Raw genomic sequence first — 12565 nt, 5'->3', positions numbered from 1 at the left:
TGCACAATTGCCCTGCGGCCTAGTGCACGGCCAGCGAAATCTTCTCGCGCTCCTGCGCGGACACAACATCACGCGTCGGAAGCAAGTCGATGGTCACGCTGTTGAGTTTGCCGCCGTAGCGGAACGTGCCCTTCTCCGCGAATTCCTCGGAAACCGGGCTGCCACGGTTGATTCCGATATCCAGCTGCTCGTTCATGCTGAAGATCGCCCGGGTGGTCTTGTCGACCCTGCCCTCCGCGACAACCTCGCCGTCGACGCGCACCGTCGCGAGACCGCCTTTGCCGATACCACCGCCGTCGTAGTCGAAATTGACCGAAACTTCCTTGGCGTCGGGGGACAGGGGCTTCTCGGCGCGCACGAAGGTACGGCCACCACCGCTGAAGTTGTAGCAGTACACGGGGACGGAATCGATGATGTACAGAGCGAATCCGCCGAACCGGCCACCGAGGCTGACCAGCATGCCGTCGGCGACGCTGCCCAGGTTGGCGGTCAATGCGTACGAGCGGTTGAAGAAGTTGGGTGCTGCCTTCTCGACCAGCCCGTTCATGTGCGGGTACAGCGTCAGCGATTTGCGGCCCATCATGGGATGCGGCGGACGTGATTCCGGTGTCGAATGCCGTCCGACGGTACGGTCGTCGAGCGGCAGCACCTGGTACTTGGCGGCCTCGACCAGGAACTTCTCCTTGAGTCGCGCGAGGATCTCGGGATGTTCGTCCGCGAGGTCGCGGGCCTGCGACCAATCGACCGTCGTGTCGTACAACTCCCACTTGTCGTCGCTCAGCGACGTCAGTTCCAGTCCATGCGTTGCCATCAGCCACGGGGCACGGTGCGCGGTGACGGCAGTCCAACCGTAATCGTAGATGCCGCGGTTTCCGAAGATCTCGAAATACTGTGTGGTGTGCCGCTCGTCGGCCGCTGGATCATCGAAGGTGTAGTTCATCGCTACACCCTCCATCGGTTTCTGCGTTACACCGTCGACGCTTGTCGGGGCCGGGATGCCGGCAGCTTCGAGGATCGTGGGGGTGATGTCGACGCAATGGTGCCACTGTTCGCGGATTCCGGGATTCTCGATTCCCTTGGGCCAGTGCGCGATCAGCCCGTTGCGGGTTCCGCCGTAGTGAGAGGCAACCTGTTTGGCCCACTGGTACGGGGTGTCGAGCGCTAGTGCCCAGGCAGCCGGGTAGTGCGGATAGCTGGTTTCGGTACCCAGTTCGTCGTACCGGGCGAGCACGTCTGCAGTCGCGGTCTTGTAGCCGTTGAGCCCGGCGAGGTAGTTGAACGAACCTTCCATGCCGCCTTCGGCCGAGGCTCCGTTGTCACCCATCATGTAGAGGACGAGGGTGTTGTCCAGAACGCCCATGTCCTGCAGGCGATCCACCAGTCGCCCGACCTCGTCGTCGGTGTGCTCGAGGAACGCGGCGTACAACTCCATGAGCCGGGCCGAGACCTTCTTCTGGTCGTCATCGAGCTCATCCCAGTGTGGAACGCCCGGTGCCCACGGAGCCAGGACGGTATCTGGCCCGACGACGCCCAGTTCCTTCTGCTTTTCGAGAGTGATCTCTCGCTGGCGATCCCATCCGTGATCGAATTCGCCGACGTACTTGTTCAGGTAACTGTCCGGAACCTGAAGGGGCGCATGGCACGCGCCGAAGGGGAGGTAGCAGAACCACGGCTTGTCCGGGTCCATGGTGTTGACGCCCTCGACCCACTCGATTGCGTGATCGACCAGATCCTCGGAGAGGTGATAGCCCTCCTGTGGTGTCTTGGGCAGGTCCACCATCGTGAAGTCCTCGTAGAGAACCGGTGTGAACTGGTCGGACTCGGCGCCCAGAAAGCCGTAGAACTTGTCGAACCCTTCGCGTACCGGCCAACGATCGAACGGCCCCGCCGCTGTGGTCTCCCAGGTCGGAGTCTGGTGCATCTTGCCGAAAGCGCCCGTAGCGTAACCATTTCCCTGCAAAATGCGAGCAACGGTGGCCGCCGAGGCCGGCCGGGTTCCGTTGTATCCGGGTGCGGCGTTTGCCATCTCGGAGATGACACCCATGCCGACGCTGTGATGATTGCGGCCCGTCAGAGTGGCAGCTCGGGTTGGTGAACACAGTGCGGCCGTGTGGAATCGGCTGTACTTGACCCCGGTGTCTGCCAGGCGTTCAGCCGTTGGGGTACGGCACGGGCCACCAAAAGCGGAGGGGGCGCCGAATCCGACATCGTCGATCATGACGAGCAGAACGTTGGGTGCCCCGGCCGGCGGGCGAATCGGCTCTGGCCGGGTGAATGGCACTTTCTGGTCTCGGTAGTCGACGGATGCGGCGACGTTCGGCGTCTCGGGGATGATCGGGATGGAATGACGATTCACAAGCGGGCTCCTGGCTGTATCGAGGCCGAGAATTAAGTAGATGACTTAATCTGCAGCGTAACTCCCGATGTCGCATTCAATGGCAAGTTCTCGTTGAGTGGGATTCGATCCCCGCTGTACGCCTTTGCTAACCCCCGGCGGTCAATAAAGGCGGACGGCAATTGGGGTTGCAGTTTTAAGGCACTGACTTATATGCTCCATCTCATGCCCAGCTCGTCAGATGCCAAGAGTGCAATGATCGCCGTCGCAGAACGCATGTTTGCCGAACGTGGCATTCACGAGGTGTCGATGCGCGATGTCGCGGCAGCAGCGGGGCAACGCAACAACTCTGCGGTTCAGTATCACTTCGGTGGTCGGGACGGCTTGGTGCTGGCCGTGTTCCGGTATCGGATGGGTCAGATCAACATTGCGCGTCTGACGTACCTCGACGACATCGACTCGAGTGGGCGTACGGATACGGTTCGAGCTTTGGTCGAGGCGTTCATTTACCCTCTTGCAGATTTCCTTGCCACTGCCGACGGATCGAACTATGCGCGGTTCATCGCCAGGGTCTCGCCCTCGGTCGATACACAAAGTGTCGAGTTCCGTGAGGTCAGCGAGGCGAACAACGAAGTTGTCTCGCGGCTGACACGGGCACTGAACCACCTCTCGCGTCGTGTCGCTGTCGAGCGGATCGACCTGATGTCCAACATGACCGTCGCCGCGCTTGCTGTTTTCGAGCAGCGGCGTGAAGAGGGAAATCCCGTGGTGAAGGCGGATTTCGACACAACTGTCGACCATCTGGTCGACCTGATGGTGGCGGCACTGCTGGCTCCGCAGAGTGAGCACACACGAACCCGAAGCAAGATCGCGCAGTCCACTGACGCGCGAGTCAACACGTAAATCGAAACGGAGCTATTTTCATGGCTGCACTCACGTCGTCTCGTACAGTTCAAATCGGCAATCACACAATCGAATTCGGTCCTCGCGGGATGCGTCGTAATCCCGAAGGTGTCGAGTCGATGCCGTACGAGCGTTTCACTCTCACCCCGGTCACACCGTTCATCGGCGCTGAGATCAGCAACATCGATCTGCGTGATCCGTCGGCCGAGCAGATCGACGACGTCCGTCGTGCATTGCTCGAATGGAAGGTTGTGTTCTTCCGCGACCAGAACATCTCGAGTCTCAATCACCGTGACTTTGCCAGCAATTGGGGCGAACTCGAAGTTCACCCACTGCTCCCACAGGGTGAAGTTCCGGCCGTGGTTCGATTCGAACGCGGCGAGGACAGCCCAGGCACCGAAAACATCTGGCACGTCGACGTGACCTGGACGAAGACACCGCCGCTAGGCTCTGTCCTGCGTGCGATCGATGTTCCGCCGGCCGGTGGCGACACCCTGTGGGCCGACATGGGCAACGCGTTCGATTGCCTTCCTGACGAGGTCAAGGAGCTGATCGACGGACGCGAGGCGGTCCACGACTTCGTTCCGTCCTTCGGCCGCAGCATGTCGCCCGAAAAGCTCGAGAAGATGAAGGAGCAGTACCCGCCGGTCCTGCATCCGATGGTGCGCAAGCACCCCGAGACGGGCCGCAAAACGCTGTTTGTGAACAGCCTCTTCACCACGCATATTCCGGACATGGATCCGCAGGAAGGCAACGACCTGCTCAACCTGCTGTTCGCGCAGGTCAAGGTTCCGGATTTCCAGTGCCGTTTCAAGTGGGCAGCCAATTCCATTGCGTTCTGGGATAACCGGGCAACGCAGCACTACGCTGCCAGTGACTACTTCCCGCATCGACGGATCATGGAGCGCGTCGCGATTCTCGGCGACGCACCCTTCTGATCTACTCCTGCGGAATTCGCACGACGCACCGGAAGCCGACGTGGCAGGTCGAGGACTCTTCGGACTCGCTCTGCCGCGCGGCCGGCCGGTAGCGCAGGCAGTAGTTGGGTGCACACAGATGTGACCCACCTTTGATAACTCGCAGCGGATAGGATTCTCCCGCAGCGGTTTCCGTTGCAAGCTCGGCGCGCGGATTGCGAGGGATACAGCACGAGGTCGCCGGCGCCAGATTCTTGGTGCTGTGGGCGTGGTCGGACGTGTAGTGATCCGCTGTCCATTCCCAGACGTTGCCGGCCATATCGAGGAGGCCGTAGCCGTTCGGGCGGAATTTTCCAACGGGAGCGGTGCGTTCGTAGCCGTCTTCGAGCAGGTTCTCCCACGGGAACTGGCCTTGCCACACGTTGCCACCGGGCTTTCCGCCAGGAGAGTCCTCGTCGCCCCACACGTAAGCCTTGCGGTCGAGCCCACCGCGCGCCGCGAACTCCCACTCCGCTTCGGTGGGGAGTTCCTTGCCGGCCCACTGGGCGAAGGCTTGCGCGTCGAAGTACGACACGTGTGTCACGGGATGTTTCTCGCGACCACCGACATTGCTGCTCGGGCCTTCCGGGTGCCGCCAATCCGCGCCGGGTGTGAAGGTCCACCACTGGGTGTAGTCGTCCAAGGAGACCGGTCCTGGCGGTGAGTGGAAGACCAGAGAACCAGGCACCAGCAGTGCCGGGTCGGCATCGGGGTAGTCGGCAGGATCGGGCGCGCTCTCCGCAGTCGTGACGTGGCCTGTTGCTTTGACGAATCGGCGGAATTCGGCCACGGTGACGGCCGTCGTATCCATCCAGAAGCTGTCGACGCTCACCTGGTGAACGGGGCGTTCTTCCGGGTAGAAGTCCTCGGAACCCATCCAGAAGGTTCCGCCCGGGATCAAAGACATGTTCTTCGGGGGAGTGCTCATGGCGGCTGAGGGCGTCATGGTTTCAGCATGACATGCGGCCTGGATTGGGTGAAACGAGAATCCCACCTGGTGCCCTCGGCAGGATTTGAACCTGCGACCCTTCCTGTCGGGGGTTCAAAATTGAATGCAGGCAGTTTAGGCGGCGAGGGAGACGGACAACTCGCGCTGGAGCGAATCGGTATGGATCCGGTGCGCCGCGTCAGGGAAGGATCTGTCTAGGTGCTGGATGCGATCGTCTGATTGTCGGTGGGTTGTGAAGGTTCGATCTTGTGCCGTTTGACGAGTAGGACAATGGCGATGATGGGGTAGGCCAGGATTGGCGCGAAGGCGCCCACGTACGACGTTTGGTCCAACAGGATGATGCTGCCGCTGATGAGAGCAAAGTCGAAAAGTCCGTGGAGTACGGAGTTCAGGGCGTTACTGCCCGAAACTCGGCGTGTGAGGTAGAAGAAGTATCCAGCGAGGCTGACAATGATTGCTTGTGGCACAGCGGAAGCGCCGTGTCCGAAGACGTTGGAGAGGTGGACGGCGCCGAAGATGAGACTGGACCACAGGGCTACCTGGCCTTCGCGGAGTCCGTGGTTGCGCAGCATGGTCACTCCGATGCCGCGGAACATTCCTTCTTCGCCCCAGCCGACGAATTGCGTGGCAATTAGTAGGACAAGGACAAACAGCCAGCCTTTCTCTGCGAGTGCGCTGTAGTCGATGCCCACGAGGATCGCGACGAGCAGGATGGCAGGAACGACCCACACCCAGCGGTTCACCGGTCGGTCATCCTTGAGCACTGGACGCCACCAACCCAGAGCTGCGATGACGCCGTAGGTAAAGATGAGGGCGAGTCCCAAGGGGATCACCATCGTGAAGATGACTCCACGGGTGGTTAGTGTGTCGTCCTCGTTGCTCCAACCCGCGATGAGGCGGCCGCCGAACTGAATAATTGCCAGGTACGCGATGACGATCACTGCGAAGGCGACGTACGAGAGTTGACGCCCGGAGATGCGAGGCTGACCCTCGTGCTTGTGTATGTCCACTGCCCAATGTTAGAGCGCAGATTGATTTGACGCGGGCTGACCCGCTCGGCAGGTCACGCCAGATTCGCCCCTTGTTGATCCGCCCAGAATTGCTCGTTATGCCGCGCCGGTAAGGCTGCCACGACCGAAAAGCCCCATCTCTCTGGCGCGGGATGGGGCTTTTTGTCGTGCAGTCCGAACTACTCGTCCACTCTGGCGACCGCAGGGAGGAACGCTCGAATGATCCCGTAGTTTGCCCGGAATTTCGATCCATCGCGAATGATCAGTTCGCGTCGTTTCAACTCGTTGAGATCTCGGGTTAGGCGGAGTTGCAGGTCGCGCACATGTTATGACCTGGATGAAAGGGCATAAATGTGCCCTCGGCAGGATTCGAACCTGCGACCCTTCCTTTAGGAGAGGAATGCTCTATCCCCTGAGCTACGAGGGCGGGGAGCTCATCCGTAAAGCATGAAAACCCTGTTGTACTGCGGTTTTCGCTTGCCGGTTGGGCTGGTGCCGCTACTTGACCGGTTGGCGCGGGGCCTTGGGCGTCGTAGCTGCGGTAGTCAGTGTAGCGGCACAACCCATACGGCGCGAAGCCGACAGGCGCCCGCAGTATTGGACCTGCGCGGGCGGCGTCGAACCTCAGCGGGCGGCGCCGGCAATCCTCAAGTCGATTTCCCGCGGACTCAGGAGATTGTCGAGTACCAGGACGGCGCACCCGAGGATTCCCGATTGCGCCCCGTGGCTGACGGACACGATGTGCAGTGAGCGTGTGGCGAGTGCAGTTGCGTTGCCGTAGACCGATTCTCGAAGTCCGGCAAGGAAGAGTTCGTCGGCTTCGGCCATGTCGCCGCCGATGACAAGCACTTCCGGGTTGAGGAGATTGACAGCGCCGGAGATCACGTCGCCGATGAGCCGTCCGCTGGTTCGGATCAATCGGCGCGCTTCTCCGTCGCCGTCGAGGGCCAGCCGAACGACGTCGCGGACGTGGCCGACGTCCCGGCCCTGGGCTTCGAGTGCATGCACGAGAGCCCAACCGCTGGCGACGGTTTCGACGCAACCCACGTCACCGCAGCGGCATTGGATGTCCTTGGCGGCAGCGGTTTTGGTGTGCCCGATCTCGCCGGCGGCGCCGAGTGAACCCCGTTGCAGTACACCGCCGAGAACGATGCCCGCGCCAAGGCCGGTTGAGGCTTTGATCATGAGTAGATTCGGTGCGCTTTCACGCCTTTCGCTGAGTTCCGCGAGTGCCATGACGTTGGCGTCGTTGTCGGCGAACAACGGCGCGTCTGTGACCGATGCAAGGTAGGGAGCAAGGGCAACACCGTCCCAGCCCGACATCATCGGTGAATCGAGACTGGCTCCGGCTGCGACGTCGACCGTCCCGGGGATGCTGAGCCCGACTCCGATGACTTCGGAAGGCGGGCGGCCGATTCGGGCCAGCAATGACGTCAGGTGATCGGCGATCTCAGGCATCAGTTCGTCGGGCCCGACGCCCACCGATTTGTCGATGTCTTCCGCGGTGAGGATGGCGCCGGACAGGTCTGTGACGGCCAATTGCGCACGCGAGCGGCCGATCGCGACAACCAGCACCAATCCAGCGGACTTGTCGAACGTCAAGGTGGCAGGCGGACGGCCACCTGTCGATGGGCCTTCGTCGTCGTCCGCGATCAGGCCGATCGACTGCAGCGCGCTTACCCGGGCAGACACCGCGGTCCGGGAAAGTCCCGTGAGTTTCCCGATTTCGCTTCGTGTGGTCGCGGAACCTGCGCGGATCAGCGAGAACACCTCGCCGGCTGTGGCGGGAGTGATGGGCGGTCGGGTCATACCTTCTATTCAAGCATTCTCTCAGCGTTACTTCAGGATGCAAAAGATTTATTACTTTAGTCTTTTGGAGACGTAAGTAGGTATTGTGAAAAAGCAGAAGTGGGCATAGGCTGTGTCTTGACTCACTGGGCACCGCGTTCTCGGGTGGGTCGCAGTACGAGGTCAGAGGGCGCACGAACCTAGGGGAGAACCCGATGAGTCGCACCGACACGCAGAACGAGATTGTCGACTTCGCGCGTAAATGGCAGAAGTTCGACGGCGGACCGGACGAGGACATCTTTGTCACCTTCGGTCTGGAGCCCCACGAGTACTTCCGGAGATTGAAGAACATCCTCGACAACGGCAACGCCGCACTGGATCCCCCTGTGGCGAGCGAACTCGCAACGGTGTGTGCGCACCGGTTGCGTCAGCGAGACGTCGAGTTGATCGGCCAGTAGGCCACCCACATCCTTCTTCATTGCTGAATCAAGTCCACAGAATCAAGAATTGAGGTCGCCATCATGCACAAGCACCTTCCGATGCCGAATCCGACAACTGAAGTGTGGGACTGGCAGATGCAAGGAGCGTGCCGCGGGCACGACTCGGCCGTGTACTTCCACCCCGACGGTGAGCGTGGGCATGCCCGCGAGAACCGCGAACTCAACGCAAAGAAGATCTGCTCCAGCTGCCCGGTTCTTCAGCAGTGCCGCGAACATGCGCTGGCTGTTCACGAGCCTTACGGCATCTGGGGTGGAATGACGGAGACCGAACGCGCAGAATATGTGCGATCGCTGCGTAAGCGCAGCAACCGAATGCCCGCGGTCGCAGTCGCGAGCTGAAGGTCCTTCAGAGAGGACGCGCTGTGACGCTCGTAGCCGGTATCGATTCCTCGACTCAGTCGTGCAAGGTCATTGTCCGTGATGCCGATTCGGGTGAATTGGTCCGGGAGGGACGCGCGACGCATCCTGCAGGCACCGAGATCGACCCGGCGCGGTGGTTGGAGGCCATGGACAGTGCGATTGCTGCTGCGGGTGGACTGAACGACGTCGCCGCGGTGTCTGTGGGCGCGCAGCAACACGGCATGGTGTGTCTGGACGGCGACGGCGATGTAGTGCGACCGGCGTTGCTGTGGAACGACACTCGTTCCGCGCAGGCTGCGAGCGAACTTGTCGACGAGCTGGGCGGTCCACAGGCGTGGGCCGACGCCGTGGGCGTTGTGCCGGTAGCCGCAATCACCGCGAGCAAGCTGCGCTGGCTGGCGGATCACGAACCCGGCAATGCGGATCGTACTGCAGCAGTGTGTCTTCCACACGATTGGCTGTCCTGGAAATTGGGCGGCGCCGTCTCGCTCGACGCGCTGGCCACCGACGCTGGTGACGCGAGTGGAACGGGGTACTTCGCGGCCGCGACGCGTGAGTACCGGATGGACCTGCTGTCGCTGGCTTTCCGAGATCGAACACCACAGGTTCCCCGGGTTGCGGCGCCGAACGAGAAGATCGGTATCACTCGATCCGGCGCGGTCATCGGCCCCGGAACTGGTGACAATGCCGCAGCCGCACTGGGTTTGGGGGCGATTCCCGGTGACGTGGTCATTTCGATCGGAACGTCCGGTGTCGTGTCTGCAGTTTCGGCCACGCCGACGCACGATTCGAGTGGCAATGTTGCCGGTTTTGCCGACGCCACCGGACTGCACCTGCCGCTTGTGTGCACACTCAACGGCGCCCGGATTCTCGACGCGACCGCGTCCATTCTCGGCGTCGATCACGACGAACTGTCTCGTTTGGCATTGTCCGCCCCGCTCGGGAGTGACGGCCTGGTGATGATTCCGTACTTCGAGGGTGAACGAACCCCCAACCGTCCCGACGCGACCGGGGCTATGCACGGGTTTCGGCTCCAAAATTCGACGCCGGCGCATTTCGCGCGCGCCGCAGTCGAAGGGCTCCTGTGCGGCTTGGCCGACGGCGTCGACGATTTGGTTCGTCAAGGCGTCGAGGTGAAGCGCGTTCTCCTCGTAGGAGGCGGAGCGAAGTCTCGCGCTCTCTGTGAGATTGCGCCGGCAATTCTCGGAGTCCCGGTTGTGATACCCGATCCTGGTGAATATGTTGCGGAAGGCGCATGCAGGCAAGCTGCCTGGACGCTGCTCGGCGGCGAGCGTCCACCGGTATGGACAAAACCGGAGGAGAGGCGCTTCGAGGCTGCACCGGCGCCGCAGGTTCGGGAACGTTACGCATCGCTGCGCGAGCTCACCGAGGGTGTGTAGAGGCCAACTCAGCTAGGGTTCTTTCGTGGACTTGTTGGTAGGCATGGACATGGGAACGGCCAGCAGCAAAGGGGTTTTGGTCACCCCGGACGGCGTGGTCCTGGCAACCGAGCAGATCGACCATCAGATCTCGATGCCCAGGCCCGGGTGGGCCGAGGTGGACGCCGAGAAGATGTGGTGGTCCGAGGTGTGTTCGATCTCCAAACGTCTTGTGGCACAAGTTCCCAGATCTGCCAACGTTGCAGGTGTCTGTGTCAGCGGTGTCGGCCCGGCACTTGTGTTGTGCGACAGTGAACTTCGACCCCTTCGTCCGGCCATTCTGTACGGAATCGACAGTCGAGCATCCGCAGAAGTGGCCTCGCTGACCGAATTATTCGGCGAAAAGGCAATACTCGATTGTGGTGGCAAACTTCTCTCGAGTCAGGCCGTCGGGCCGAAGATCGAGTGGGTGCGCATCCATGAACCGGAGATTTTTGCCGCGGCGACTCGGTGGTACGGGTCGAATTCGTACATCGCCGCAAAGCTGACCGGTGAGTACATCCAGGATCATCACACGGCCAGTCAGTGTGATCCGCTCTATTCGGTCCGAGACTTCAGCTGGAAATCCGATTGGCTGGATCGTGTTCTCGGCCATCTCGAGTGCCCTCGATTGGTGTGGCCGAGCGATGTTGTCGGATTGGTACATGCTGATGCGTCCGAGCAGACCGGACTGCCCGTCGGGACGCCCGTTGTCGCGGGAACGGTCGACGCATTCTCCGAGGGATTCAGTGTGGGCGCCCGTCATCCCGGTGATCTCATGTTGATGTACGGATCAACGATGTTCCTGGTTCAGATACTCGAGAAGTTTCAGAGCAATCCGGCACTGTGGACAACCGCGGGCGTTCAGAAGGACACCTTGGCACTTGCTGCCGGAACATCCACTGCCGGAAGTCTGATCGAGTGGCTTCACAAGCTCACCGGCGATGCACCATTCGAGCAGTTGCTCGCCGAGGCCGCGGCCGTGCCCGCCGGCGCCGAAGGGCTGTTGATCCTGCCGTACTTCGCCGGCGAACGTACTCCCGTGTTCGACCCCAAAGCCAGAGGCGTCGTTGCCGGACTGTCATTGCGACACGGCCGGGGGCATCTGTTTCGGGCCACCTATGAAGGTATTGCCTTCGGAATCCGCCAGATACTCGAAATGTTCGGTGACACAGATGAACCCGTCCGGCGCACGATCGCGGTGGGAGGTGGCGTCAAGAGTCGCGTCTGGACACAGGCGATCAGCGACATCACCGGACACACGCAGTTGGTTCCGACTCAGACCATCGGCGCCAGCTACGGCGACGCTCTGTTGGCTGCGATCGGTACCGGACTTGTTGCGCCGGATACCGATTGGACGACTCTGTCGCACGAAGTAGTGCCGAACGCAGCCAACCGGGCGATGTACGAGGATTTGTATCAAACGTGGTTGACGCTGTATCCGTCGACGCGGGAACAGATCCACGCTCTCGCCCAGTTCGACTGCTGATCGCTCAGATCAGCCCGAACTTCCGCACCGCGTCGAGTAGCGCGTGCGGACGTTCGGACGTCGGGAGTGGATCGACGAGAGCGAACTGGCACCCGATATCGCGTGCGGCACCGTCGGCGACATCACTGTCTCCGATCATCAAGGTCTGGGCTGCGTCCACGTCGAGTTGCGCAAGTGCGTGCTCGAATATGGCAGGTTCGGGCTTGACCGCACCCACCTCGAAGGACAACACGAACTCGTCGACCCACACGTCCCAGCCACGGTCGACAAACGCCGGGCGGATGTCGAAGGCGATGTTGCTCAAGACTGCGGTGCGAATGCCCTTCTCCGACAGTGACTTCAGTACCTCGCCGGTATCCGGGTACGGAGTCCATCGATCCGGGTCCACGAGCAACCCGTACAGCGCTTCGGCGCGACCGAGATCTGGCATACCGGACTTGCTCAACACGTCGAGGTAAGCCTGACGGTGCAGCTTCGGATCCCGGTCACGGTTCTCCCACGCGTACAGTCCCGCTTCGTCCATCTCGACGGTTCGCCCGACCGGAGCGGTCATCCGGCGCATCAGCTCGGTTTGAGCGTGCACGTCCATCGGCTCGCCGGCGTGATCGACAAAATGTTCGGCCCAGTCGGAATCTTCCTCGAGCCGGAAGAGCGTCCCCGAGAAGTCGAACAATGTCGCGGCGATATGCCCGTTTCGGGAGTCGGTGCTGTCAGTGTTCACCGACCAAGGTTATCGGCGCAGGGTTTCCGATGCGCAGTATGCGGCGGGGCGCGCGTACTTTGGGAGGGCACATTTTCCGAAGTTCGTGTCGAAGGGCAGTGTTCGTCGCTCTCGGCCCGCGCCGAATGACCAGGGG

Annotated in this window: 11 protein-coding genes and 1 tRNA gene; 6 read left to right on the top strand and 6 right to left on the bottom strand. The window is 61.5% G+C overall.

The window, feature by feature from the left end:
• Positions 1 to 19: 19 nt before the first annotated feature.
• Positions 20 to 2356, bottom strand: coding sequence for an arylsulfatase (locus tag EEB13_RS23200; protein ID WP_141486367.1), 2337 nt, complete (start codon positions 2354 to 2356; stop codon positions 20 to 22).
• 204 nt (positions 2357 to 2560) lie between these two features.
• On the opposite strand from EEB13_RS23200, the gene EEB13_RS23195 reads away from it, so the two are divergent.
• On the top strand, positions 2561 to 3238 hold the full coding sequence (locus tag EEB13_RS23195; RefSeq protein ID WP_033234383.1) for a TetR family transcriptional regulator: 678 nt from the start codon (positions 2561 to 2563) through the stop codon (positions 3236 to 3238).
• Between the two features lie 20 nt (positions 3239 to 3258).
• Positions 3259 to 4176, top strand: coding sequence for a TauD/TfdA dioxygenase family protein (locus EEB13_RS23190; protein WP_033234173.1), 918 nt, complete (start codon positions 3259 to 3261; stop codon positions 4174 to 4176).
• Position 4177: 1 nt separating this feature from the next.
• On the opposite strand, the gene EEB13_RS23185 is transcribed toward EEB13_RS23190, so the two are convergent.
• The 4 genes from EEB13_RS23185 to EEB13_RS23170 form a co-directional block, all read right to left on the bottom strand.
• Complete coding sequence (locus tag EEB13_RS23185) at positions 4178 to 5140, bottom strand: formylglycine-generating enzyme family protein (protein WP_141486366.1); 963 nt, start codon at positions 5138 to 5140, stop codon at positions 4178 to 4180.
• A gap of 197 nt (positions 5141 to 5337) precedes the next feature.
• Positions 5338 to 6153: a CPBP family intramembrane glutamic endopeptidase gene (locus EEB13_RS23180; RefSeq protein ID WP_233364313.1), complete on the bottom strand. Its 816-nt coding sequence runs from the start codon at positions 6151 to 6153 to the stop codon at positions 5338 to 5340.
• A 354-nt stretch (positions 6154 to 6507) separates the two neighbouring features.
• A tRNA-Arg gene (locus tag EEB13_RS23175) sits at positions 6508 to 6580 on the bottom strand.
• Between the two features lie 197 nt (positions 6581 to 6777).
• The gene (locus tag EEB13_RS23170) at positions 6778 to 7962 is read right to left on the bottom strand and encodes an ROK family protein (RefSeq protein ID WP_141486365.1); all 1185 of its coding nucleotides are present in this window, start codon (positions 7960 to 7962) and stop codon (positions 6778 to 6780) included.
• Between the two features lie 194 nt (positions 7963 to 8156).
• Between EEB13_RS23170 and EEB13_RS23165 the strand changes: the two genes are divergently transcribed.
• The 4 genes from EEB13_RS23165 to EEB13_RS23150 all read left to right on the top strand — a co-directional run bounded on the left by EEB13_RS23165 (position 8157) and on the right by EEB13_RS23150 (position 11708).
• Positions 8157 to 8399 carry a DUF3263 domain-containing protein gene (locus EEB13_RS23165; protein ID WP_033234176.1) on the top strand — a complete coding sequence of 81 codons (243 nt, stop codon included), beginning with the start codon at positions 8157 to 8159 and terminating at the stop codon, positions 8397 to 8399.
• 63 nt (positions 8400 to 8462) lie between these two features.
• Entirely contained in the window at positions 8463 to 8780 is a 318-nt protein-coding gene (locus EEB13_RS23160; protein ID WP_033234177.1) for a WhiB family transcriptional regulator, read from the top strand.
• A 23-nt stretch (positions 8781 to 8803) separates the two neighbouring features.
• Positions 8804 to 10201 (top strand): xylulokinase, encoded by a 1398-nt coding sequence (xylB, locus tag EEB13_RS23155; RefSeq protein WP_033234178.1) that lies wholly within the window; start codon positions 8804 to 8806, stop codon positions 10199 to 10201.
• A gap of 25 nt (positions 10202 to 10226) precedes the next feature.
• Positions 10227 to 11708 carry an FGGY-family carbohydrate kinase gene (locus EEB13_RS23150; protein WP_095888415.1) on the top strand — a complete coding sequence of 494 codons (1482 nt, stop codon included), beginning with the start codon at positions 10227 to 10229 and terminating at the stop codon, positions 11706 to 11708.
• A 4-nt stretch (positions 11709 to 11712) separates the two neighbouring features.
• Here EEB13_RS23150 and EEB13_RS23145 read toward each other — a convergent pair whose 3' ends face one another.
• The gene (locus tag EEB13_RS23145) at positions 11713 to 12429 is read right to left on the bottom strand and encodes an HAD family hydrolase (protein ID WP_033234180.1); all 717 of its coding nucleotides are present in this window, start codon (positions 12427 to 12429) and stop codon (positions 11713 to 11715) included.
• Between the last annotated feature and the right edge of the window lie 136 nt (positions 12430 to 12565).

This window comes from Rhodococcus sp. WS3, assembly GCF_003797085.1.
GTDB classification, from domain to species: domain Bacteria; phylum Actinomycetota; class Actinomycetes; order Mycobacteriales; family Mycobacteriaceae; genus Rhodococcus_F; species Rhodococcus_F globerula.
The sequence above is the reverse complement of the archived record's forward strand: the minus strand, read 5'-3'. Positions and strand labels throughout refer to the sequence as shown.

What these genes read in the sequence shown, in the direction of transcription:
- EEB13_RS23190 (WP_033234173.1), top strand. Translation starts at nt 3,259, where the DNA reads ATGGCTGCACTCACGTCGTCTCGTACAGTTCAAATCGGCAATCACACA.
- EEB13_RS23170 (WP_141486365.1), bottom strand. Translation starts at nt 7,962, where the DNA reads ATGACCCGACCGCCCATCACTCCCGCCACAGCCGGCGAGGTGTTCTCG.
- EEB13_RS23160 (WP_033234177.1), top strand. Translation starts at nt 8,463, where the DNA reads ATGCACAAGCACCTTCCGATGCCGAATCCGACAACTGAAGTGTGGGAC.
- EEB13_RS23185 (WP_141486366.1), bottom strand. Translation starts at nt 5,140, where the DNA reads ATGACGCCCTCAGCCGCCATGAGCACTCCCCCGAAGAACATGTCTTTG.
- EEB13_RS23195 (WP_033234383.1), top strand. Translation starts at nt 2,561, where the DNA reads ATGCCCAGCTCGTCAGATGCCAAGAGTGCAATGATCGCCGTCGCAGAA.
- EEB13_RS23165 (WP_033234176.1), top strand. Translation starts at nt 8,157, where the DNA reads ATGAGTCGCACCGACACGCAGAACGAGATTGTCGACTTCGCGCGTAAA.